Raw genomic sequence first — 24156 nt, 5'->3', positions numbered from 1 at the left:
CGTGCTGCTGTCGCAGAAAGTATGGTTCTGAACAGAGCGCGAGCGCCTTTTCTATCAGGCTTTGCGCGTTTGCTGCGGTGCAGGAAGGATCTTCGCTAGTTTGCGGAGGTTTTGGGCGGTGGCGGCGAGGAGGAATTCGTCGTTTGCACCGCATGGGCCGCGTAATCGAAGCCTTCCCAGCCCGAGGATGCGTTTGAGGTGAGCGAAGAGCATCTCTACCTTCTTCCTGAGCTTCATCGAGATGTCGTACTGGCGGGTCTTGGCGATGTCGCGTGCCACCTGGCGGGCGTCTTCAGTTTCTTCGCGGCTGATCTTGCGGGCATCAGCGTTTGGGCAGCACTTAGCTTTCGATGGGCAAACCTGGCAGACCTCTTTCAGGGCGCGATAGCGAGCTGTGCCTTTGCCGGTCGGTCCACGGTTGGGGTCTGAGTAGTTGCGACGAAATTGCCTGAGGGCATGTCCTTCTGGGCAAATGTATTGGTCGTTCTCGGCATCCCATTCAAAGTCGGCGCGGGTCCAGGTTCCATCGTTGCGTCCAGACTTGTCGAATACAGGAATGTGCGGCGCGATCTTTCGATCCACCAGCCAACCTAAGAGTGGCCCTGTCCCGTATGCCGTGTCTGCAATCAAGCGCTCTGGGTGCAGATTAAACTTCTGCTTCACCCGCTTCAGCATGGTCTTGGTCGACCCGACCTCTGCTTGCCGGATCGAGCGGGTCGCCTCAACGTCGACAATGACGCCGTGATCCGTGTCGATCAGGTAATTGTCAGAATAGCTAAAGAACGCAGGGCCTTTGCGAGCCGCCGTCCATTGGCTGGCCGGGTCAGAATGAGAGGTGAACTTGGGCTCGACTTTACTCGCCGCGCCGAACGCGGCCTCGTCCAGCGTGTCGAGATACTCGCGAACTGCACGAGGCACATTGGTCGGATCGATTGTCGATACGTCCCATTCTTCCTTCGGTGTTGAGTTCCGCTTGTTTGCATCAGCCTCGATGAGGCTGGCGTCGATCGCCATCCGCTGGCCGCTGGCCAGACCCTCCTCAATGCAGCGGGCAACGGTTGTCTCGAACAGATGACGCAGCAGCTCGCTCTCCCGGAAACGGCCATGCCGGTTCTTCGAGAAGGTGGAGTGGTCGGGAACGCGGTCGTTCAGATCAAGGCGGCAAAACCAGCGATAGGCAAGATTCAGATGCACCTCTTCGCACAAGCGACGCTCCGACCGGACGCCAAAACAGTACCCAACCAAAAGCATGCGGATCAGCAGTTCCGGATCGACCGAAGGGCGACCGGTGTGGCTGTAGAAGTCCGCCAGATGCGCGCGGATGCTGCTCAGATCGACGAACCTGTCAATCGATCGCAGCAGATGATCTTGCGGGACATGATCTTCCAACGAGAACTCATAAAACAACGCTGCCTGCGCTTCCTGTCTCGGTCCCAACATCCGTCAATCCTCCCGCTCGCAAGCAGAATTGAATCAGCAGTTCAGCCCTCGATCAAGCATGAGTTTTTCAACAAAATACGCCTATTTTGTTGAAGAAGTGGGAGTTGCTTTGAGGCAAGTCCTTTGATTCACTCGTTATTGTAGGATGAGGAGGGATTTGGCTATGATGGGTGTTCAGGAAGCTCCAGCGCGGCTGTTTTACGACTTCAATTTGGAGGCACATGTCCCTGCGAACCTTGTTCTGCGCGAGATTGACCGGTTTCTGGATGTCGGCAGTATCCGCCAGCAACTTGCGCCACACTATAGCCATCTGGGCCGTCCTTTGATTGACCCTGAGCTGATCGTACGGATGTTGGTGATTGGCTATGTTCTCGGCATCCGATCCGAGAGACGTCTTTGTGATGAAGTCCACCTGAACCTGGCGTATCGGTGGTTCTGTCGTCTTGGCATTGATGGCAAAGTACCCGACCACAGCACTTTCTCAAAATATCGCCACGGCAAATTTCGGGATAGCGATTTGCTCCGGTCTGTGTTCGAAGCTACCGTTGCGCGCTGCATTTCTGAAGGTCTTGTCGGCGGTCATGGCTTTGCCGTTGATACAAGTCTGGTCGAAGCAGATGTCGACAGGATGAACTCAACGGCACAGGAAGATTGGGATATATCTGCAATCGATCCTGATGATGCGCCCCGCGCTGTTCGGGAATATCTCGACGTTCTTGACGACAAAGCTTTTGGGGCTTCAACCCCGGTCAAGCCGAAGTTTACGTCCCATTCCGATCCCGCCAGCCAGTGGACTGCCGCGCGTAAGGGACCTGCGATCTTCGCCTATTCGAACAACTATCTGATCGACACCGATCATTCTGTCATTGTCGACGTTGAAGCGACACGCTCAATCAGACAGGCCGAAGTGGGTGCCGCACAAACCATGATCGACCGGACAGAGGAATGCTTCAGCATCAAGCCTGACTGGTTGGTGGCGGACACCGCCTACGGATCGGCAGAGAACCTGGCTTGGCTGACAAAGAAGCGTGGCATCATTCCGTTTATTCCTTTGGTCGACAAAGGGGAGCGCACAGACGGCACATTCTCCCGTTCAGACTTTGAATGGGATGAAGACAACGACCGCTATACTTGCCCAGAAGGCCAGCACCTCTTGCAGTCTCGACGCAACTACTCTGACCCACGCAGGAAGGAACCCAAAACCGGGCGTCGCCGCTACCGCGCCACCAAAGCCATTTGCGATGCCTGCCCATCGAAATCAAACTGCTGCCCGAACACAAACACCCGTTTCATCGGTCGCGAAGAACATGAAGACGCACGCGACTTAGCCCGATTGGCTGCCAAATCACCCTTCAATCCCAAGGCGCAAGCCAAACGCAAAAAGGTAGAAATGCTGTTTGCGCACCTCAAACGCATTCTTGGCCTCGGACGGCTCCGCCTGCGAGGGCCATGCGGTGTACAGGACGAATTTACGCTCGCAGCCATCGCACAGAACCTTCGAAAACTCGCAAAACTAAGACCCAAGACGCACGAAACGACGGTCGCGATATGATCTGAAACGGCAAAACGACAGACCAACACGCCGCCCAGTGCAACGGGCCGAACAATCAGCCCGCAGTCAACGCCCCGACACGGCCAACTCCACAAATCACCGCGACTTCTTCAACAAAATAAGCCGATTCTGTTCTCTAATCTGTCAATGTGTGTTCTTTGAACTTCCTTCTTCTCACGTCTGAGGTTGCCTTTGTTCTCTTCGAACTCTAAAGGTTCCCTAAAATAAAAAGATCCGAAAGCAGCATAGGTGAAATCAAACTAACGTCTCAAATACCGCGTGTTGCGCCCGAAAAATGTTCTCAGGTGGCACCAACAATCTGAAATTAAAAAATGCACAAATTCTGAGTGGTGGTCCACCAATGGAAATTGCGCCATGTGCCGGGGTGGGCCGAGGGGTGGGGGGCATCGTTGCCTTAGTGTCCCGTTAACAGAGCGCAGTAAGATGGCCAATGCACCATTCATCGCGAGCCGTCTTCCTTTGCTCAAACAATTCGATGTGTGGTTCGGGTGCCGTTGCCCTCAATTGCTGGCAAAGCTGCCAATGGCCGGACGGCTGCGGCTCTCAATACAACGCGACGGTAAATTTGCATGTCGGTTTTCATGTCGTTTCTTCCCCCATAGATTTTTTGTCGTGTATTCGCAAAAAAAAGAAATAGAGGCAATCGTCAAAGTTTGATGGTGGGAAAATTGGTGGGATGGACAAAATCCAAGCCGATTAAAAACATCTTATCAATATGTTAGGTGGTTTTTGTGGCGGACCGAGGAGGATTCGAACCCCCGACCCCTTGATTCGTAGTCAAGTACTCTATCCAGCTGAGCTATCGGTCCACTAAAACGGACGTGTAGTGCTGAGCGTTCAAGTATGCAAGCCCATTTGAAAGATATTCTGACCACATGCCCTGGAATCTTTGCATGGCCAAACGGCGATGAAACAATTGGAGGCTGGGTCGTTGCGCGCCTTTGCTATCACAGATACATGGTTTGCTTAAGAATACTGCGGTGTTCAAGCGGTACCCGTGCAATGACCGTCGCTTAACCAGATCCAAAGTACAGGCTATCAAAAGGCCGAAATCTGGTTTTATCGCTATGGCCGGAGAGTTTTAGAAACCAATGAAAGACTATCTTGAAAATTGCGCCTGGTTTCATTCCTTTGCCAAGGACACAGAGCCTTCGTGGCGTTGGCGCGTAAAATAACTGACCGGTCGAGTGCTCGCAATGTCGGCAACTAGATTTTCAGGCGCATTTGGAAAGGGTAAGGGCATAGGATCGGGAACAGAAGTCGGTTTTTGGACGCGACAATTTCCCCACAATTACTCTGCTTGCTATCGTCGCTTACATCTTTGTCCGGTGCTCCACACTTGGGTGACCCTTGGTTGAAATTGCTCCAGTTTCGAAGCCAAAAAAGTTGACTTGGAGGCCGATGCCAAACCCATCTTTTCGTTTAAATCTGACAGAGGGGGAGTGCCATTTGGGGGAAAGCAACACACTTTGAAAGCTTGGAGAAGTTATCGTTCGCGGCTCATGAGACAAAACTGTTTCGTTTGGCCTGAGTCAATCGAATGTTCCAGTTCGGCTCTAAATCATTGAAGGAAAGTCTAATTGCAAAGTTATTGTATTGGCGATGCGCGCATCGAAAGACATTTCCTGCAGTACGTCACGCATGGCTTGGGCTGTATATGTGAAACCTTGAGCCTCTACGTCTTCGACAATTCTTTCGGCCATCTTATGGGCGTCGGATAGTTTCATGCCTGTTTCCTTACGTTTTTATTTTAAATCTGATGCTTATTTTGATCAAACGCATTAATAACGCGTAAATGCGGTTATTGCGGTTGGCGAAAATCCGCTGATATTTCCATTTGCCGTACTAAATATAGTGGTATGGGTGTTGAATTACACTGCTGTTCGCGATGAACACTACGTTGTGGGTTTGTATAGAACGCAGTTTCAGCCGAATTACAAAATTATACCCGGTATGGCGTTTTCCAGAAGCAACTTCTCCAAAGAAGAGTGGCTTTTGCTAGTTTTGGATTTTTTACTGAGCCATTAACGGGTGGCGTTTGTGCAGTTTCAACGCTCGTTTCTCAAAATGAATTTTCCAAAAGCACGCGGTCCGTCGCAGACGTCCAATTGCTGAACCATTGATAAGGACTTGGCGTCATAAATTGTCAAAGTGTTATCGAACCAGTTGGCAACAACCACTTCCTTCCCGTTGCTGGTTGTATCAATGCCTTCAGGATACTCACCGGAGTCCAGCAAACCCACGGGCGACAGTGTCATAGAGTCTATTACGGTCACGGTATCGGCGTATTGATTGGTCACAAAGACACGGGATTGTGCAAAAGCAACGCCTTAAGGCCGGGCGCCCACGGGTATAGTGGCAATTGTTGCTCCAGTTTCAGGATCAACCACGCTTAAATTATCACTGCCCACATTCCCGACAAAGAGCTTTCCATCTGGCGCGAAACCCAATCCGAAGGGGCGGGTGCCGACGCCTATGCGGTGCAAAAGAGCTAGCGTCTCCGCGTCATAGACAGAAACTTGATCTGCATCGCGGTCTGCAGAGGACAGAAACTTCCCATCATCCGAAATTGCGAGCCCGGCCGGTGCTGCACCGGTCTCCAGCTCTCCAATGAGCGTCAAATCTGAGGCAGCCAGAACCCAAATCCGGGCGTTGTACCAATCCGAAACAAAGAGCCGACTGCGATTGGGATCAACAGCAACCCCGATTGGACTGCCGTCAAGGCGAATTTCATGACTGACATGACCGTTTTGCAGGTTGTGCTTGCGCACCTTTTTAGCATCAGCGGCCACGGTGAAGATGGCTTTGTTCCCGATGGCGACACCAGCGGGTTTGCCAGGCAGGTCCCACTGTTGAATCGTCACACCTTTCTCGAGGTCTACAACAGTCAGTGCGTCGCCATTCTGGCACGTGACATAGGCCAGGTCGCCAGCCATGGCAGGATTCAAAGCAAGAGCCAGAAGGAGAGCGATTTTAGGAGTCGGGAACGCCAAATTCAACCATTAGTGCGTCAAGGCCAGCCTGATAGATATTTGTAACAGCTGCAATTGCGGCCGCGTCGTTCAGGTCTTCTGGTGGGTCATTGTTTGGATAACCCCGGTAGAAGGCCCCACGCCATTCGATCAGAGATCCGCCGCCGTCTCGCGGTTTAACAGTCAGGTGAGAGGAGTAATTTGTCACTGGCAATACCTCTACCAGGACATCGGTAATTCGATAGGAATAGCTCATCTTTTCATCGCCGTATTTGTACAGGATTTCCGAAATGGTCGGCCCGTCAGAAGACCCGATCGACAAAACACGCGTGGCGTCAATGTCATTGCCGTTTTCGCCTGTACTGCTGTGCACTGCTGGGTGCCAAGACATGTCTTGGAAGTTCCCGATACGGGCCCAGACTTCGGCAGGTTCAGTCGCTACGTCGGCGGTTATCGTGACCTTCTGCCGGGTCGGCCCATGTGCAAATACCATTGCTGGTATGACCATTGCAGCGACAGCCGTTCCCAAAAAACTTCGTTTCCTCATGATTTCTCCTTCGCTACAATCTTGCGTCTCAAGGTGGGGCAGGGGGCAGTTTTCACGCAATTGGGTGTGGTACGCGTATTTATTCACGGCCATTCCAATTCTTTTCCCCATGACGAAATGGCAGCATCATCGTCAGAATTGAACCTGGTTTTTGACGCCATTGCGAGATCGCTCAGGTCCCAACTCAAGTGCAATACTCGTGCTACATTCACAGCATTCAGATCAATGCGCTACACGTCCGAAAGTATGCTACGTTGGTTTTAGGAGCAGATTTTCCGCCGTGTTTGGCTCGCGAATACAGCCATGAGTATCTTCAGAAGGCATAGTGCCCGAAGACTTCCCGTTCGCCGAAAATACCTGCAACCCCACGTCACTGGCGGCAAGTCCGCCCGAAAATCTCTGCGTGCCAAGCGTATCAGTGGCATGGCCGCCACGTTGCCGGTTTAATGCCTTTTTAGTTTCCAATGGGCGGTGCGGTTGTACCGAAAGACTTGTTCCACAAATCCAGACACGCAGATGCGAAAATATACAAAGCTTTGAGCGGTTAGGATCATTGTTCGCGGCAAACAATGGCGCGCTTATTTTAGGGATCTCTACCAATGCCAACCACGACGATGATAAGCCACTCGGCGATGCGTCCGTTCATTTGCCGGACGAGCACATGTCGTTTTCTTGCAGGGTGCAAGAAATCTTGCGCGATTGCCAGGTTGTTGAACGGGCTATCAATTGCAGCAGCGCCCGATGACGGTGTTGGACCATATCAACACGTTGATTGGGGCAAAACAGGTTCGTGGCGCGGGCATTCGACTTGGCTGTGTATTGTCTTTTGCCGCAGGCCGCCTAGCGGGTCTCAGTACTCCCGGACTGTCCATGCTGTAGCACAAACCAAAATGCAGCAGCAGGCGATGGAAGCTCTTGCGTCACTTTTGGGAGTCCTTCAGGTTGCTGGCGTTGGCGACCGCGTCTTGCATGGTGCCCCATGATTTTTCGAGCCCGTTGTTCTGACGCGCGTGGTCTTGGATGCTTGGCCGAATTCAATCCGCTCGGGCCATTGCACTGACCGCACAACCTTGCAGGCGTTCGCCAATGCTCAGGTTGTTTTCCTGTATGCCCTGCCGGTCGGGTGTTTGGACACTGCCTTTCACTGAGAGTCTGGCACACAAAGGCTCATTTCGTGAGCATTGTCGAATCCATAAAAACAAGAGTGGTATCCCCCATGATCATGAACTTTGCGGAACATGGAGTGATTTTGAAGCGAAAATACGCTCATGCCTTCGATCTTTCTGGCAATTGAAAAAAATCTTTAGGATTTGGAAGTTTTAACTTGTTAACTTTTCCGGCACACAAAGGGTGCTGGCCCTACATGGTTTGAAACAGCCAGGAGGCCAAGCATGCACCGCAACAAAATTGGAACACAGTCCTTGTTGAAAATGAAGTCCAAAACTGACCGTCCAATTGGGCAATGGCATAGGTCGCTTGTGGGGATGCCGTCGGTTTTTCCGGTGATTTTTGCGGCGTTGGTTTCCTTCGGTCTTGTGTTGACTGAAGCCAAAGCCGGGCAGACTGGCGATTCTTTTTTGATTTCGCAGCAGCCCACCAGAGCGCCCGCGGGTTTTCAAGGCTTGTGTGCCAGGTACAATTGGGTCTGTGCATCGTCCTCAAATTCTGGTCTCAGCGACGCCACAACAATGACGAAGGCAAAACAAGTAAATCTAACGGTCAATCGACGCGTTCGCGAAATAGGCGATCAGGCCCAGTACGGTAAAGTTGAACACTGGGCATTGCCGACCAAACGCGGTGGAGACTGCGAAGACCTGGTTTTGTTGAAAAAAAAGATGCTCCTTGCGCAAGGAATCCCTTCGCAATCCCTGCTGATCGCAACGGTTTTGGATCGTGAATTGAACAGTCATGCTGTTTTAATTGTGCGAACGCAAAGTGGCGATCAAGTGCTAGACAACCTAACTGACCGCATCGTTGGCTGGAAAAAGACGGGCTATACCTTTCTCAAGATGCAAAACCCGAGTTCTCTTCGAAACTGGGATGCTGTAATTGCCGGTGGTGTCATTTCGGACCGTCCGACCGCGTCACAATAGCACCCGCCTTTGCCAGAAGTCTGTGATCGTACGTGAAAAGGGCACCCTGTCGGGTGCCCAAATGGATTGGTAAAGCGCGCCTCAGCTTTGGGTTAAAGCTACGGACACCAGAGTCTTTTTGATTTAGCCAGGAAGTGGGCCCTCATTTGGCGTATCGCCGTCATCGCCGTCATCGCCGGGGCCGCCATCGCCTGGATTTCCGCCGCCTGGGTTCCCGCCACCTGGATTTCCACCATCTGAATTACCGCCACCTGGATTGCCACCTCCGGACGTTCCGGAGTCTCCTGAGTTCGCAGCCGAACGACCACCGTCGTCTGATCCATTGTATTGCGCTTCACCATTTCGCTCGACGTCCTCAGGGTCCCAACCTTCATTGATCGATGCAGTTGGTCGATCCGTCAAAGAAAGAGCGCTTTCTGGGCAGTTGTCGAACATGCGCTGCAAAATGTCCTGATAGTCAGATCTGTTTTCTATTCTGTTCAATACATGCGCGGGAATTTCTTCCCAAGAGCACATGTTGTATTGTTTCGCGCTCGCCTGCGTGGGGGCCAAAACGGATAGTGCTGCGAAGGCGGATGCGGCAATGCAGGTGCTGATGGAAACAGTGAATTTCATGATAACCTCACTAAATTACAAAACTAGTTACAAGATCTTCCGAAAGGTTTTCGGATGCTTGGTGGGGCCAGGAATTGGCAAATAGATATGGGTCCCCGCTTCTTAAGTACGGGGGCTCCGTGTTGTTTTCCGACGACGGTGCAGAAAGATCATGCCTTGAGACGTGGCCTTTCCGCAGAGACTAGATCGCGTTCAGGACGCTTTTTTTCCGGCGGCGCATAGCAGCCAAACTGCCAAGGCCTGCAAGCATCAACCACATACCTGCTGGAAGAGGTACAGCTGAAATTTCGCCATAGATGCCAATGGATGTGGTTCCGCCTTCGACATTGGTCCACAAACCTGTGGAGGGGTCGTAGGTGCTGCCTTTTCCTACAGCTTCGTGGCTGAAAAACACAGAAGTCAGCTTGTAGTCATCACCCAACTTGATCGGTACGCCAAATGCATTCGCGTCCAAAACCAAATCGCTGATCAGATCAGGGTTGTTTCCGGTCTGTTCATTTTTGTTCGTATTGTATGATTTATCTGGCGTGTTGGTGATGCCAAAAGCAACCGACTGACCCAGAGACACGGCCGAAGGCACGAGAAAGTCAATATTCAGGTTGACGCTGCTGGACCAATCCGAACCCGTGTGCCAGTTGGACTGATTATTCCAGGTGATGGTTCCCAAAAGAACACTGCCCGCCTTCAGATCATCTTTGTCGAAGCTGAAGTCCAGATCGTTGATCGTCAGCGAACTGGAATCGCCGCTTGCGACCGTTGTTTGGCCGTAACCTGGCGTTCCCCATTCAAGCTTGCTGGTGCCTGCGCCAATGTATTGGATGGATGGGTTTGTTGCACCAGAAGGCGCGCCTATCGTTCCGCTGAAACTTCCGGAGACAGTGCTTGCATGTGCGGTGCTCACTACGCCAATAGTGAATACGCCAGCAATGGCTAAATGCTTAAACATCGTGAACCTCGAACTTATTAACAAAACATTACCTGACTACATCTACGCGGTTCACGGTTTGCAATCAAGACACCCTGAGGATGAATCTTCGCTTTTTTGTAAAATTATCGTTTCCTAAAGTGCAACGGTCACAATCCGATTAACTTATTGTTTTAGAAACGAGAACGAACTCTACTCATGCGGGTAATTCTTGCCCCTCGGTTAAGTTGATTTGTAGCCAAACATTCCATCAAGACACGTGAGAGGGGTGGCCAAGTGATCGAATCATCTCGAAAAGTCCCGGTTTGACCCACTCGACCAAAAATGATGTCTTTTCCTCACCAGAGTTCAGGTCCGGTGAGGAATGCAGTTTGATGCTAGCCAATGATCGCGTTCAGTGTGGACGAGGGTCGCATGACCGAGGCGGTTTTTTCAGCGTTGGCGTGGTAATACCCGCCGATATCCGCGGGCTGCCCCTGTACCGCTCTAAAGTCGTCTTTAATGGCGGTCGCGTTTTCGGCTAGCGCTTTTGCAATAGGAGAAAAGTGTTCGGCCATCTCGGCATCATCGGTTTGCGCTGCCAAAGCCTGCGCCCAATACAGTGCAAAATAGAAATGGCTGTCGCGATTGTCGGGTTGACCAACCTTGCGGCTGGGCGAGTTGTTATTGTCGAGAATACCTTGAGTCGCCAGATCAACCGCATCACCCAGCACCTTGGCCTTGGCGTTGCCTTTGACCTGAGCCAGGAACTTCAAGCTCTCACCCAATGCACAGAACTCGCCAAGTGAATCCCAGCGCAGATGGTTTTCTTCTACCAGTTGCTGCACATGTTTGGGCGCGGAGCCACCGGCGCCCGTTTCAAACAGGCCGCCGCCTTTCATCAGCTTCACAATCGAAAGCATTTTGGCGGACGTGCCAAGCTCTAGGATGGGGAAGAGATCCGTGAGGTAGTCTCGCAATACGTTGCCTGTAATCGCGATCGATGTGTCGCCTTTGCGGATGGTGTTGAAACTAGCACGGGTCGCGTCACGCGGAGCCAGGATCTGAAATTTATCGGCGACACCTGATGCGGCGAGAAGGGGTTTCACGTAATTTAACAATTGCGCGTCATGCGCACGGGTTTCATCCAGCCAGAATATCGCCTCGCATCCTTCAAGCGCTTGTCTGTCAATTGCCAGTTGCACCCAGTCTTCGATCGGTGCCTGGCGGGTGGAGGCCGAACGCCAGATGTCACCAGCCTCGACGACGTGTTCGTGCAGAACGTCGCCATTGGCTGCAATTATGCGGACAATGCCGCTGGCGGGAACTTCAAAGGTTGTCGGGTGCGACCCGTATTCTTCAGCTTTTTGCGCCATCAAGCCGATATTCTGCACCGTCCCAGCCGTTGACGGATCAAGAGCGCCGTTTTGTTTGCAATCGTCGATCGCCTCGTCATAGACGGCAGCATAAGAACTGTCTGGGATGATGCAGGCCGTGTCGGCCTCTTTCCCGTCAGGACCCCAGCCTTTGCCGCCCGCACGGATCAGTGCTGGCATTGATGCGTCGATAATCACATCTGAAGGCACGTGCAGGTTGGTTATGCCCTTGTCGGAATTTACCATGTAGAGCGGCGGGTTCTGCGCCATAACCGCGTCAATTGCCCCTTGGATTTCCTCGGCTTTGGGCGAAGTGGCAATGGCGTCCAGCATCGCACCCAGACCAGAATTGGGGTTGACCCCAGCAGCGGACAGATCGTCGCCGCATGTATCAAACACGGGTTTCAGGAAAGCTTTGACCGCATGCCCAAAGATAATCGGGTCGGAGACCTTCATCATGGTGGCTTTGAGGTGGATTGAAAACAAGACACCAGCCTCATTGGCAGCGGCAATTTGTTCCAGCAGGAATGCACTCAGCGCCTTTGCCGACATGAATGTTGCGTCGACCACGGTTCCTGCGTGATAGTCCACGCCATCCTTGAGGAGGGTGACCGATCCGTCATTCGCGACCAACTCGATGCGTGCTGGCCCTGATTGTGCCTTGGAAATGGTTACGGATTTTTCATTGGAACGGAAGTCCTTGGTTCCCATCGTCGCAACATGAGTTTTGCTGTCTGCAGCCCATGTGCCCATGGAATGTGGGTTCGCCTGCGCATAGTTTTTGACCGCAGCAGCGGCGCGACGGTCCGAGTTGCCCTCCCTCAGAACTGGATTTACTGCGGAACCTTTAATGGCATCAAACCGGGCCCGGGTTTCTTTTTGAGCTTCGGTTTCTGGTGTTTCCGGGTAATCCGGCAAATCGTAGCCTTGGGATTGCAACTCGCTCAGCGCGGCAACGAGCTGCGGTACAGATGCTGAGATGTTCGGGAGTTTGATGACGTTCGCGCCTGGTGTTTTCACCAGTTCCCCCAAGGCCGCGAGGTCATCTGTTTGCCGCTGCGCTTCTGTGAGGTTTTCCGGGAATGCGGCTATGATACGTCCCGCCAAAGAAATGTCGCGGGTCCCAATTGATATGTTCGCTGCTGCCGCAAAACGCTGAATGATGGGCAGAAGCGAAGCAGACGCCAGTTCGGGAGCCTCATCAACCTTGGTGTATACGATGTCGGGATTATCCATATCTGTCATGCCTACCTTGACCCTTTGCAATTTACATATGCACTAAACGACCCGACATGTGAGGTCCACAGATGGGGCCGTATAAATTCACAACTCAAGTTGCTTCTTTTGATGTTGGCACCCAGAGGAAGGGTTTGTTGGACATTATGCCTTCTGCGAAAAGGCGTCCTTGGCTGTATGCAACCGCAAATGCCTCGTGAAAGCGCGGGTCATGCTCGAGGCGGGTCCATGGTCCGGTGTAACAAAATAACTTCTGTATTCGATTTGCGAAACAAAGGGTTTGAAATCAACTTCGCCCGCCCGGTATTGGACCACCGGAAAGGGATTCACGACGGCCAGCCCCAGTCCCTCTTTCACAAGATCTACTGCCGCGAGAGAGGTTGACGCCTCGGCCACGATATTAGGAGTGCTGCGGCACCCGTGCAGAACTCTCTCCAGTTGCGCCCGCCTTGCGTGCCGATGGGTCAGCGCAATCAACGGCTGACTGTCCAGATCTTCGGGGCGGATTGTGTCATGAGTTGCAAAGGGGTGATCCTTCGCCATCGCGCAGACCGCACCGGACGTTCGGTAAGGAATCAATTTCACGCCGTCACGTGACAGCTCAACCCCGGTTAGTCCAATGTCGAACCTGTCTTCGAGTATGCCGCGGATGACATCTTCAGACGGAGAAACTTCCAGACTGACTTTGAAATGCGGGTTGGTTTTCAGAAAAGTCGCAATGTGGTGTACCAAAAACCGGTGGGCATATGTAGGCGGGGCGATAATCCGCAACGTCTCTTGCGCCACTTCCGGCGGGCCGTCGATCCGATCCAAAGCTTCAAATAGGGGGTCAAGCCGCCTGTTCATTTGTGCAGCCTCATGGGTGGGCCGCAACCGCCCGCCATCGCGTTCAAATAATAGCCGCCCGGTGCGGGCCTCAAGACTAGTGATTGATCGGCTCACGGCGGATTGCGAAAGTCCAAGGCGAACGGCCGCTTTTGATGTTGTTCCACTCTCCATCAATGCCCGCAGCGCTTGATACTCTGCGAGACTGTGCGTCGTCTTGATTACCATTTGACCATCTGCAAGATTCTCATTGGGTAATGATTAAATATCATGAGAATAGTGCTGGTCCATGAGATTTCCTGATATAGACTGCTGCCGTGGGTCTTGGGAAATTTTATCGCGTGAGCAATCAAGCTGCACCGACCATTTTTGACGGTCACAACGATGTTCTGTTAAAGCTCTATCGCGCGGGGGGTGTGCCGGCTGCAGGCACATTTGTCTCTGGTCGTGATGGTGCAATCGATGCTGGCAAGGCCGCCGCGGGCGGGTTTGGTGGTGGGTTTTTTGCCGTCTATGTGCCGTCACCAATGGATTTGGATTTCAAATTCAAGGAAATGACCAAAGCAACATACGATCTACCGTTGCCGGATCCGATTGACTGGGAAGACGCTTTTCCGGTGGTCATGTCCCAAGCCGCCATTCTGTTTGATCTGGAAAAGCAAGGTGTGCTTTCGGTGTGCCGCACATCCGCTCAAATCCGAAACACACTTGCTGCCGACAAGCTGGCGGCAATTTTTCACATCGAAGGGGCTGAAGCGATTGACGCAGATCTCAACACACTTGAGGTTTTGTATCAGGCAGGGCTGCGTTCCATTGGACCGGTTTGGAGTCGGTCTACGATTTTTGGCCACGGTGTTCCTTTCAGGTATCCCAGCCCGCCTGATATTGGCAGCGGCCTTACAGATCATGGGCTGCGGTTGATCAAGCGGTGCAATGAGCTTGGGATCATGATCGACCTGTCGCACCTCAACGAGGCGGGTTTTTGGGATGTCGCGCGACATTCGAGTAAGCCTCTGGTTGCAACCCATTCCAATGCGCATGCCATCTGTGCACACAGCCGCAACCTGACGGACCGGCAGCTTGCCGCGATAAAAGAAAGTGATGGCATGGTGGGTTTGAATTTCGCCGTCGCTTTTTTGAGAGACGATGGGCGGATGTTATCTGACGTGCCGATGCAACAAATGCTGCGTCACCTTGATCATCTTATTGAACATCTAGGCGAAGACAGGGTCGGGTTTGGCTCGGACTATGATGGTGCCGTGGTGCCAGAGGGGCTGACAACCTGCGCAGGCTTGCCGACTTTGCGGCAGGCCATGGCCGAACATGGTTATGATGAGGCGCTAATGGCGAAGTTGTGCCATGAGAATTGGCTGCGCGTGCTGGAAACAACATGGGGTGAATAACGCCCCTTTGCGCGCGCAGATCATAAAACTGAAAATGAACAGGAGAGGTTCAAACATGAATGCTTTTAACAGACTACTGACCAGCGCCGCGATCGGTCTTGCGGTCAGCGTGGCGTCTTTTGCGGCATATGCCGAGACTCCGGCGAACATGCTGGTTCTGGCCAACCGGATTGACGATATTACAACGCTGGATCCTGCGGAATCCTTTGAATTTGCGGGCTCCGATGTCAGCCGGAACATATATGGCCGTTTGGTCAATTTCGATCCGATGGATCTGGACGCTGGCTACCAACCCGACCTCGCCGAGAGCTGGGTCGTCAGCGAGGATGGCAAGTCGATCACCTTCACCATGCGAGAAGGAGTTTCGTTTCATTCGGGCAATCCGGTGCGCGCCGAAGATGCGGAGTTTTCGCTGCAGCGGGCGGTGATCCTGAACAAAACACCTTCGTTCATTCTGACGCAATTCGGATTTACTGCCGAAAATGTGGCTGACACGATAAAAGCCGAAGGCAATACACTGACCATCACAACCGACAAGAAATATGCGACGTCCTTCGTGCTGAACTGCCTGACGGCCGTGATCGGTGGGATCGTCGACAAAGAGCTGGTCATGGCGAATGAAGTCGATGGCGACATGGGCAACACATGGTTGAAAACCAACTCAGCCGGGTCAGGCGCCTACAAACTGGTAGGCTGGAAGCCCAACGAGAGTGTGACCTTGGAATCCAACCCCGATTTCTATTTGGGCGCACCGGCGATGGAGCGCGTAATCGTGCGGCACGTTCAGGAAAGCGCGACACAACGCCTCTTGCTCGAGCGTGGCGACATTGACGTGGCTCGCAATCTGAACCCTGAAGACATCGCAGGGGCACGTGAAGCAGAAGGCATTGCCATTGATGATGAGCTGCGCGGCCGCTTGATGTACATTTCGGTCAACCAGAAGCATCCCGAGTTGTCCAAGCCACAAGTGCGTCAGGCGATCAAATATCTGGTCGATTACGAGGGTATGCAAAACAGCTTCCTGAACGGCCAATATACGATACACCAGAACTTCCTGCCGCGTACTTACTTGGGGTCGGTTGACGAAAACCCATTCTCCTTGAACATCGAAAAGGCCAAGGAACTGCTGGCTGAAGCGGGCGCAGGTGAATTTGAAATCGAAGTGGGTGTGCGCGAAGCGCAGGAACGCATTGAAATCACGCAATCGTTGCAGAACACCTTTGCGCAGGCAGGCATCACCCTGAATATAACTGTCGGTACTGCGAAACAGATCCTGTCGCGCTACCGGGCACGCGAACTGGACATGTATATGGGGGCATGGGGTCCTGACTATCCCGATCCCCACACAAATGCAGGTACCTTTGCGTTTAACCCTGACAATTCCGACGAAGCAGGTGCGACAGGTCTTCTGGCATGGCGGAATTCCTGGGATACCGATGGTTTGACCGAGAAGACTGCCGCAGCTGTTGTTGAAGGCGACCGTGACGTGCGCGCTGGCATGTATCAGGAAATCCAGGCCGAATTCCGCGAGGTCGCACCCTTCACCGTGATGTTCCAGAAAATCGAACAGACCGGACGTGCTGAAAACGTGCAAAACCTCAATCTCGGCGGTGCGATCACATCAGTGTCTTACTGGCCTGTGACAAAATAAATGGCATTGACCGATAACAATTCGAAGGGGCGCCAGGCGGCGTCCCTTCCTGCATGGCTGAAAACCACGCTTCTTACTCTTGGGTCCATCGCTGTCACGATGTTGGGCCTGATGTTCATAACCTTCGTCATCGGTCGGGTCATGCCGATCGATCCTGTGCTGGCAATCGTCGGCGAGCAGGCGAGCAAAGCGACCTATGACGCAGCTTATGAAGCCATGGGGCTGGATCGGCCGATCATTGTGCAATTTGGTCTCTACGTCTGGGACGTGCTGCATGGTGATTTTGGCAACTCGCTATTGACGGCACGCCCCGTCGCTGACGACATAGCACGCGTTTTTCCTGCCACTCTTGAACTCGCCACGCTTGGCGTCACCATGGGGATCGTATTGGGTGTGCCGCTGGGGGTCTTTGCCGCGGTGCGCCAGGGGTCTTGGATCGACCAGATTGCTCGCGTGATCGCCCTGGTAGGATATTCGATGCCGATCTTCTGGCTGGGTCTGATGGGGCTTTTGGTCTTTTACGGCATTCTTGGATGGGTCGGCGGGCCTGGCAGGGTCGGGATATTCTACGTGGACATCGTCCCGAGCGTCACCGGTATGATTCTGGTCGACAGTATTTTGGACGGTAATTGGGACGTGTTCAAAAACGCCTTCAGCCACATAATCTTGCCTGCCGGTTTGCTGGGCTACTATTCGCTCGCCTACATCAGCCGGATGACGCGCTCCTTCATGCTCGAACAGATGAGCGCCGAATACATTACAACCGCCCGCGTGAAAGGCATGTCCGAATGGGACGTGATCTGGAAGCACGCCTTTAAAAACATCCGGGTGCAGCTGATCACCGTCATCGCACTAAGCTATGCCAACCTGCTCGAAGGATCGGTCCTCACTGAGATCATTTTTTCCTGGCCAGGCATCGGCAGCTACATCACCACCGCCTTGTTGAGCGCAGATATGAATGCCGTGCTGGGCGGCACTGTTGTGGTGGGGCTGATCTTTATTCTGCTCAATATCTTCTCCGACTTGCTCTACAAAGTTTTTGACCCGAGGGCTAAATAAATGGCTGAACAATCTCTTCGGGCGTGGTTGCTTACAGATACGCCCACGTCGCGCCGCCATGCCAAACTCTCGGCGCTTTACCAGGGTTGGTTGTCCTTTCGCGGCAATACCATGGCGATGATCGGACTTGGCATCTTGTTGGCACTGGTCTTGATCGCGGCAGCAGCCCCTTTGCTTGCCCCACATGATCCGTTCACGCAGGATCTGGGTAACCGGCTATCGCCTCTTGGCACGGAAGGTCATGTGTTTGGGACCGACAGCCTCGGTCGCGACATCCTTTCCCGCCTGATTTACGGAGCGCGCATCACCCTCTATATTGTGGCCTTGGTTGCTTTGATCGCACCCCTTGCCGGTCTCTTGGTGGGCACGGTATCGGGCTATGTCGGCGGCTGGACCGATACCATCCTGATGCGTATTACGGATATTTTTCTGGCCTTTCCGCGACTGGTTCTGGCGCTTGCCTTTGTGGCAGCACTCGGCGCTGGTATCGAAAACGCGGTGCTCGCGATATCGCTGACGGCATGGCCACCCTATGCGCGTATTGCGCGCGCGGAGACGCTGACAATCAGGTCGTCCGACTATATCAGCGCGATTAAACTGCAAGGCGCGGGCGCGTTGCGGATCATCACAAAACACATCTGGCCGTTGTGCATTTCTTCATTGATCGTCCGCGTGACGTTGGACATGGCTGGGATTATTCTTGCTGCGGCAGGTCTTGGGTTTCTGGGTCTCGGCGCGCAACCGCCAAGCCCGGAGTGGGGGGCGATGATTTCCGAAGGACGGAGATTTATTCTGGATCACTGGTGGGTGGCGACGGTGCCCGGACTGGCGATCTTCATCGTGTCCCTGGCGTTTAATCTGCTGGGCGATGGGCTCCGTGACGTCCTCGACCCAAAGGCAGGCGAATAATGAGCACGCTTTTGGATGTTGAGAACCTATGCGTCAAATTCCCTTCGCGACACGGCGTTTTTGATGCGGTCCGCGGTGTGTCCTTTAGTCTGGGGCGAGAGCGGTTGGGCATCGTCGGAGAGAGTGGTTCCGGCAAATCCATGACGGGGCGTGCCATTCTGCGCCTGATCCGACCGCCGGGGATTGTGGAGGCGGATCACATCAATCTTGACGGCATCGATTTGCTGAAGAAGTCCGAGAAGGACATGCGCGCCGTGCGCGGGCAGAGGATCAGCATGGTCATGCAGGATCCTAAGTTTTCGCTCAATCCGGTTATGACGATTGGCGATCAGATCATCGAGGCCTACCGACTGCACAATGCCGCGTCCAAACGGGAAGCCTATAAAAAATCCCTGGATATGCTGGAGGCGGTTTCGATACGGAATCCTGAGCGGGTCATGCGGGCTTACCCGCACGAAATGTCCGGTGGTATGGGCCAACGGATCATGATTGCGATGATGTTGATCCCGAACCCTGAAATTCTGATCGCGGATGAACCGACTTCGGCACTGGATGTGTCTGTTCAGCGTCAGGTTCTCGATATCATGGACAGGCTTGTCAAGGAACGCGGGATGGGTCTGATCTTCATCAGCCATGACCTCAACCTTGTGGCAGACTTCTGCGATCGGGTTTTGATCATGTATGCCGGGCGGATCGTTGAGGTCTGCGATGCGGACAAACTGCACGCTGCCCAACATCCATATACACGGGGTTTGTTGAACTCACTGCCGCGGCTGGATGCGCCCTGTGACCGCCTCGAAGTTCTCAAACGTGACCCGGAATGGTCCGTCGCTCCAAGTGTGAGTGGTCGGGTATGAACATGCTGGACGTAAACGGGCTGAACGTTTGGTTCGGCGCCAACCGTGACCGTGTCGATGCTGTCAAAGGCGCAACATTTCAAGTCGGGCAGGGTGAAAGCTTCGGACTTGTCGGAGAAAGCGGGTCGGGTAAGTCGACGATTTTGCGTGCGATCACGGGGCTCGCCGCCAATTGGTCTGGGCAAATCATGGTCGATGCAAAACCGCTCGGCAAAAAACGACCCAAAGAATTTTTTAAAACCGTTCAAATGGTCTTCCAGGATCCTTACGCCTCACTGCACCCGCGCCACTCTGTGGATCAAGTGTTGGGAGAAACCCTGCACCTACATGGGTTTCGAGATATTGACGCACGGGTTGTGAAACTGTTGGAAGATGTCGGTTTGGGGCAAAAATTCAGGTTCCGTTATCCGCATCAACTCTCTGGCGGTCAACGGCAACGCGTGGCGATTGCACGCGCGCTTGCAGCAGAACCGGACTTGTTGTTGTTGGACGAGCCGACCTCAGCCTTGGACGTTTCGGTTCAAGCCGAAATCTTGAATCTGCTGGCCGACTTGCGGAGTGAACGAGGACTAACCTACCTCATGGTGTCGCACGATCTGTCTGTCGTGGGTCATATGTGCGATCGGTTGGCGGTAATGAAAGACGGGGAAATTGTCGAAATCCTGGACGTGCAGGCTCTGCGAAACATGGATGCCAAACACGCCTATTCTCAGCAACTTTTGCATGCCTCATTGTGAATTCAATTTCGCAAAACCAAGTATATGGACGGCTATGACATTTTGCGTGTGGACTGACTTTTGACCGCTATTGTGTATGGGTCAATTCACAACCAGTTATCCAATGCTGCTAATAGTATCATTGCGCCTTAGGTAGTCGCACAAATCCCGCAAGGCGAGCGGTTTTGAAAAATAGTATCCTTGCAGACGGTCTGCGCCGAGATCTGCGAGAATGCGTACTTGCTCGGAGGTTTCGACACCTTCGGCGATAACCTCGATGTCCAGCGCATTGCCGATTTCGATGATGGATTTTACCAAGCGCGCCGCGCTGTTGCCTTCTTCGATGGGCATTATCAGGCGGCGGTCGATCTTAAGTCGGTCCGGTGCAATTTTCTGCAGGGCAACAATGGACGCGCGCCCGCTTCCAAAATCATCCACTTCCAGCTTGATGCCCATTTCGCGCAATAAGTCGAGTTGCATCAGAAAAGCGTTGTTTTCTTCTTCGAGAAAGATTGTTTCCAACAGTTCAAAAGCAACTTCACCTGAATAAGCGTTGGCCATGTGGCGGATTTTTTCAATTTCTTCGAATTGAATGCGCTTGGCGCTCACGTTGAACGAAAGGCTGGGTAGAACGCAAATCTTTTTGAAAGCCTGCTCGCACTCCTGGATTGCTGTTTCGAAAATCATTTGATCGATGTCAGCCACGACATTCAAATCAGAGGCGACCGACAGGAAACTATCTGGCGGCAGAATGCCCTTTCCCGGGTGGCGCCATCGCGCAAGAGCTTCGATGCCAACAACTCGCCCGGAAGTTGCGTCTATTTGAGGTTGGTAATGCGGTAGGAACTCTTGGTCTTCCAGCGCTCGCATGATGTCATCGGCCAAAATTTTCGTGTCGCGCATTTCTTCGATATCGGATTGATTGAAAACGGCGACCTGTCCGCGTCCGGCGCGCTTGGCCTTGTACAGGGCGACGTCGGAATTCGTCAATAAATCCGCCTCATCGGCAAACGGCGTTCTTGATATCCCTATCGATGCGCCAAACCGGCACTTGCGTCCCTCGAATTCCGAAGGTTGGAACAAATCGGCGAGCAGCGATTGCGCCAGTTCCTCCGGTCTGTTGTTTTCATTTGGCAACCAAAGCAAGATTATAAACTCGTCGCCCCCTATGCGGGCCACAACATCCTCGGGGCGCAGGTTGGCGCGGATGCGGTTTGCCACGTCTACAAGTACATGATCGCCTGCGGCGTGCCCAATTGTGTCGTTGATCTGCTTAAATCGATCAAGGTCGATGTGAAGTGCCGCAAGCTCGCCGCCTTCGGTTCGCCGTTTTCGCGACAGTTCCTCGAATTTCTCTGACAGAAACCGTCGATTTCCCAATCCCGTTAGTTGGTCATGCAGGGCTTTTTGGGTGATTTCCTGATTGGCGTTTTCAAGGCGCGTGGCATACTTCTGCAACGCGCGTCTCTGTCGTACCGCTTCGGTGATATTGAGCCTTAGAACAACAACTTCGCCATTGGCAGAACGCGACCGGATAATGCGGTAGTGTCTGTCACCGTCAAATTCGATTTCTTCCACACTGCTGCTGGCCATTTCCGGTGTGATGTATTCGGCCATCCACTCCGTTTCGCGGCCCTTCGCAGCAGGTACATGTCCGTTTCGAACGGCAAGTTCTACAACCTGATCGACACTCATTCCGGCAAACACATCGTCGGGATTGTCCGTCAAGGTCGAAACAAACGCCGGATTCCAAGTCAGTAACTTTAAGTCTTTGTCGTAAATGGCAAATGGGTCCGGGAACGCGTTGATGGCTGACAACAATCGGTCCTGCATCGTTTCTATTGCGCGTCGTTGTCGCACCAACTCAGTCGTGTCAAGACGCACTACGACAAGGTCGCCATTCGTAGAACGAGACCGCAAAACCCTTTGGTGAATGTCGCCTTTAAGTTCCATGTCTTCGACTAATTGCGTGTTTTCAAGCGACTTGACGAATTGGGCCATCCATTCTTCTTCGCGCCCTTGGGCTTCGGGAAACTGTCCATTGGCAAGCCCCACGCGCATCACTTCCTGTAACGACATGCCAACTTCTAGCTGGTTTGGATCATCGGTTAAGGCAGCTGCATAATCGTCATTCCACACCACGAGCTTTAAGTGCTCATCGTAGATGCAGAATGGTGCTGGATAAGCGCCGATGGCTGATAACAGCCGCGCCTGCGCTTCTAACGCGTTACGTTTTTGGCGCACCAGTTCGGTAATATCGAGGCGGATGACCACCCAGTCGCCGTTTTCGGCTTTGCTCCGCAGCACTCGGTGATGAATGTCTCCAGAAAGAGTAATGTCTTCAGATGAACGCGCCAGGCGTTCCGGGGTCAGCAGACTGTCCATAAATTCCTCACGACCAACTGGCGGGACATCAATGCGCCCACTGTCAAATGCCACATTCAATGCGTCGCGAATATGCATTCCAGGCTTGATCGCCTCGGGCTGCGTAGACATTGTTTCCTGGTAAGCTGTATTGCAAACCACCATTCTCATATCCTTGTCATATATCACAAATGGATCCGGATATGCGTTCATGGCCGAGAGAAGTCTGGTCTGAGTGTCGAGCAGCTCGTTAAAGGTCCGCTCTTTTTCGTCCAGCAACAGATTGCGTTCCATCAAGGCTCGCGACGCTTTTTCTTTGCTGTTCATCAGCTCTGTGATGTCGTGAAAAACTGCACAACTGTATCTGCCGCCAGTTTCTGCGTCGTCCACCAAAAAGAACGACAAGCTGGCCCAGAACTTGTGACCATTTGCCGTTATGCAGCGCGCTTTTTCGCTGAATTTTTTTTCGCCAGATGCAAATTTTGAGGCCACATTCGCAACATATTCGTCCCAATGTTCCGGATCGTGCGAAATGTTCACGGGTTTGCCCAGCACCTCATCTTCGCTATAGCCAAAGAGCTTGAGGAAGCCTGGGTTGACATACACCAAGGTTGCGTTTTCGTCTTCTGGCCCCCGAAACCCTATGCCGACTGCATCCTGAGTCAGAGCTAGGAAATCCTGCAAGATTTCAGAGAGTTGCATCCGCCCGCCTTCGATTCGATGCGCAGACCATAGCCTCGATAAGTTACTTCAAGGGTAAGGTTTCATTTTTATTAAAAAGGGAGAAGATTGAGGATTTCAGGCACCGTTAGTTCTGCAAAAAGCCTGTTCAGCAAATTAAGAATGTTTTTTTAAAGCAACCGGTTAGACGTTCTGGGGGAGCCCGAAAAAGTTGTTTTGCGGGCTCAATGCATGGCGCCATTCGGGTGATCGAAGAAGCCTGATCCAATTTCAGTAAAGATGAAGCGTCAGTTTACAACAACTTCGACCTCAACGAAACGCGCCACTTCTTTTTGCAAGGCGTCCCAATCCGTGAATTCGTGTTCTTCTGTTGTGGAATCAAATTCTCGGCCGCGCATGACCACATGACGCAAAACTTGCATTGAATAGTAATCATAACTTAAAGATCTCACCGCGCCGGCGACCAAAACTTCGGTATTGGGCGTGAACTTGGTTCGCATCTCCAGTTCAGTAACATATTCGGCGGCCTCCTCCATGCCTTCCGGAAAAGCAGCGCTCAAACTGACGGATAACAACAGCGTGTTACATTTTTCTAGCTCTGCGCGATGTGCGGCCAGAAAGACCTCGAAAGTTTCCGGATGGCGGCGCTCGTGCACGGGCGCTGCAAGGATCACTGCGTCGACTCCTTCAAATGAAACGGGCGCCGTTTTTTCCGCGGTGTTGTAGGTAACTACGGTGCGATCGAGCGTCTTGAGCTGCTTCTCGACGGCATCGGCAATTTTTCTGGTTTGGCCTTCAATGGTGGCATAAACGAGCAGAACGGACATCATTTTCTCCTGTGTTCGCCGGGGCAGAGCCCAGGGTGGTTGGTGGAGGTCAATCACCGCTGCGGGTTTTGCGAGCCGGTGATATGTGTTTGCGGATTTCCACGTGAG

At 52.9% G+C, this 24156-nt stretch carries 20 protein-coding genes and 1 tRNA gene; 9 read left to right on the top strand and 12 right to left on the bottom strand.

The genetic code is table 11. The features are described 5' to 3' along the window. Positions 1-54: 54 nt before the first annotated feature. Positions 55-1440 (bottom strand): transposase, encoded by a 1386-nt coding sequence (locus tag AB8B75_RS11555; protein ID WP_405362386.1) that lies wholly within the window; start codon positions 1438-1440, stop codon positions 55-57. 163 nt (positions 1441-1603) lie between these two features. On the opposite strand from AB8B75_RS11555, the gene AB8B75_RS11550 reads away from it, so the two are divergent. Next, positions 1604-2992: a transposase gene (locus tag AB8B75_RS11550; RefSeq protein WP_405362384.1), complete on the top strand. Its 1389-nt coding sequence runs from the start codon at positions 1604-1606 to the stop codon at positions 2990-2992. 753 nt (positions 2993-3745) lie between these two features. Here AB8B75_RS11550 and AB8B75_RS11545 read toward each other — a convergent pair. From AB8B75_RS11545 to AB8B75_RS11525, 5 genes are all read right to left on the bottom strand, one after another. Beyond that, positions 3746-3822: transfer RNA gene (locus AB8B75_RS11545), tRNA-Arg, on the bottom strand. A 747-nt stretch (positions 3823-4569) separates the two neighbouring features. Further along, positions 4570-4740 carry a hypothetical protein gene (locus tag AB8B75_RS11540; RefSeq protein ID WP_405362382.1) on the bottom strand — a complete coding sequence of 57 codons (171 nt, stop codon included), beginning with the start codon at positions 4738-4740 and terminating at the stop codon, positions 4570-4572. A gap of 321 nt (positions 4741-5061) precedes the next feature. Continuing rightward, entirely contained in the window at positions 5062-5313 is a 252-nt protein-coding gene (locus AB8B75_RS11535) for a YncE family protein (protein ID WP_405362380.1), read from the bottom strand. 30 nt (positions 5314-5343) lie between these two features. Then, entirely contained in the window at positions 5344-5949 is a 606-nt protein-coding gene (locus AB8B75_RS11530; protein WP_405362379.1) for a YncE family protein, read from the bottom strand. A 37-nt stretch (positions 5950-5986) separates the two neighbouring features. Further along, positions 5987-6532 carry an SRPBCC family protein gene (locus AB8B75_RS11525; protein ID WP_405362377.1) on the bottom strand — a complete coding sequence of 182 codons (546 nt, stop codon included), beginning with the start codon at positions 6530-6532 and terminating at the stop codon, positions 5987-5989. A 741-nt stretch (positions 6533-7273) separates the two neighbouring features. On the opposite strand from AB8B75_RS11525, the gene AB8B75_RS11520 reads away from it, so the two are divergent. Continuing rightward, entirely contained in the window at positions 7274-7411 is a 138-nt protein-coding gene (locus AB8B75_RS11520; RefSeq protein ID WP_405362375.1) for a hypothetical protein, read from the top strand. A gap of 512 nt (positions 7412-7923) precedes the next feature. Continuing rightward, on the top strand, positions 7924-8625 hold the full coding sequence (locus AB8B75_RS11515) for a transglutaminase-like cysteine peptidase (protein ID WP_405362373.1): 702 nt from the start codon (positions 7924-7926) through the stop codon (positions 8623-8625). 123 nt (positions 8626-8748) lie between these two features. On the opposite strand, the gene AB8B75_RS11510 is transcribed toward AB8B75_RS11515, so the two are convergent. From AB8B75_RS11510 to AB8B75_RS11495, 4 genes are all read right to left on the bottom strand, one after another. Then, on the bottom strand, positions 8749-9240 hold the full coding sequence (locus AB8B75_RS11510) for a hypothetical protein (protein ID WP_405362372.1): 492 nt from the start codon (positions 9238-9240) through the stop codon (positions 8749-8751). 181 nt (positions 9241-9421) lie between these two features. Further along, positions 9422-10186 carry a choice-of-anchor K domain-containing protein gene (locus AB8B75_RS11505; protein ID WP_405362371.1) on the bottom strand — a complete coding sequence of 255 codons (765 nt, stop codon included), beginning with the start codon at positions 10184-10186 and terminating at the stop codon, positions 9422-9424. Positions 10187-10542: 356 nt separating this feature from the next. Beyond that, entirely contained in the window at positions 10543-12765 is a 2223-nt protein-coding gene (locus AB8B75_RS11500) for an NADP-dependent isocitrate dehydrogenase (protein WP_405362369.1), read from the bottom strand. 135 nt (positions 12766-12900) lie between these two features. Then, entirely contained in the window at positions 12901-13809 is a 909-nt protein-coding gene (locus AB8B75_RS11495; protein WP_405362367.1) for a LysR family transcriptional regulator, read from the bottom strand. Positions 13810-13922: 113 nt separating this feature from the next. Here AB8B75_RS11495 and AB8B75_RS11490 point away from each other — a divergent pair, with 113 nt between their 5' ends. From AB8B75_RS11490 to AB8B75_RS11465, 6 genes are read left to right on the top strand one after another with little or no spacing between them, the layout of a single operon-like run. Then, positions 13923-14984 (top strand): dipeptidase, encoded by a 1062-nt coding sequence (locus AB8B75_RS11490; RefSeq protein WP_405362365.1) that lies wholly within the window; start codon positions 13923-13925, stop codon positions 14982-14984. 55 nt (positions 14985-15039) lie between these two features. Further along, positions 15040-16635: an ABC transporter substrate-binding protein gene (locus AB8B75_RS11485; protein WP_405362363.1), complete on the top strand. Its 1596-nt coding sequence runs from the start codon at positions 15040-15042 to the stop codon at positions 16633-16635. Beyond that, positions 16636-17694, top strand: coding sequence for an ABC transporter permease (locus tag AB8B75_RS11480; RefSeq protein WP_405362362.1), 1059 nt, complete (start codon positions 16636-16638; stop codon positions 17692-17694). After that, entirely contained in the window at positions 17695-18603 is a 909-nt protein-coding gene (gene nikC, locus AB8B75_RS11475; RefSeq protein WP_405362360.1) for a nickel transporter permease, read from the top strand. Then, complete coding sequence (locus AB8B75_RS11470) at positions 18603-19460, top strand: ABC transporter ATP-binding protein (RefSeq protein WP_405362358.1); 858 nt, start codon at positions 18603-18605, stop codon at positions 19458-19460. Before nikC ends, AB8B75_RS11470 begins: the two co-directional genes overlap by 1 nt. Continuing rightward, entirely contained in the window at positions 19457-20197 is a 741-nt protein-coding gene (locus AB8B75_RS11465; protein ID WP_405362357.1) for an ABC transporter ATP-binding protein, read from the top strand. The genes AB8B75_RS11470 and AB8B75_RS11465 overlap by 4 nt, the downstream gene beginning before the upstream one ends. Before the next feature lie 96 nt (positions 20198-20293). On the opposite strand, the gene AB8B75_RS11460 is transcribed toward AB8B75_RS11465, so the two are convergent. Together AB8B75_RS11460 and AB8B75_RS11455 are read right to left on the bottom strand one after the other, a co-directional pair. Then, the gene (locus AB8B75_RS11460) at positions 20294-23242 is read right to left on the bottom strand and encodes an EAL domain-containing protein (RefSeq protein ID WP_405362355.1); all 2949 of its coding nucleotides are present in this window, start codon (positions 23240-23242) and stop codon (positions 20294-20296) included. Positions 23243-23508: 266 nt separating this feature from the next. Continuing rightward, positions 23509-24051, bottom strand: a complete 543-nt coding sequence (locus AB8B75_RS11455; protein ID WP_405362353.1) for a flavodoxin domain-containing protein — start codon at positions 24049-24051, stop codon at positions 23509-23511. Positions 24052-24156: the final 105 nt, after the last annotated feature.

The organism is Roseobacter sp. (assembly GCF_045106495.1).
GTDB lineage: Bacteria > Pseudomonadota > Alphaproteobacteria > Rhodobacterales > Rhodobacteraceae > Roseobacter.
Note: the sequence above shows the minus strand (reverse complement) of the source record. Positions and strands in the feature narration are given on the sequence as shown.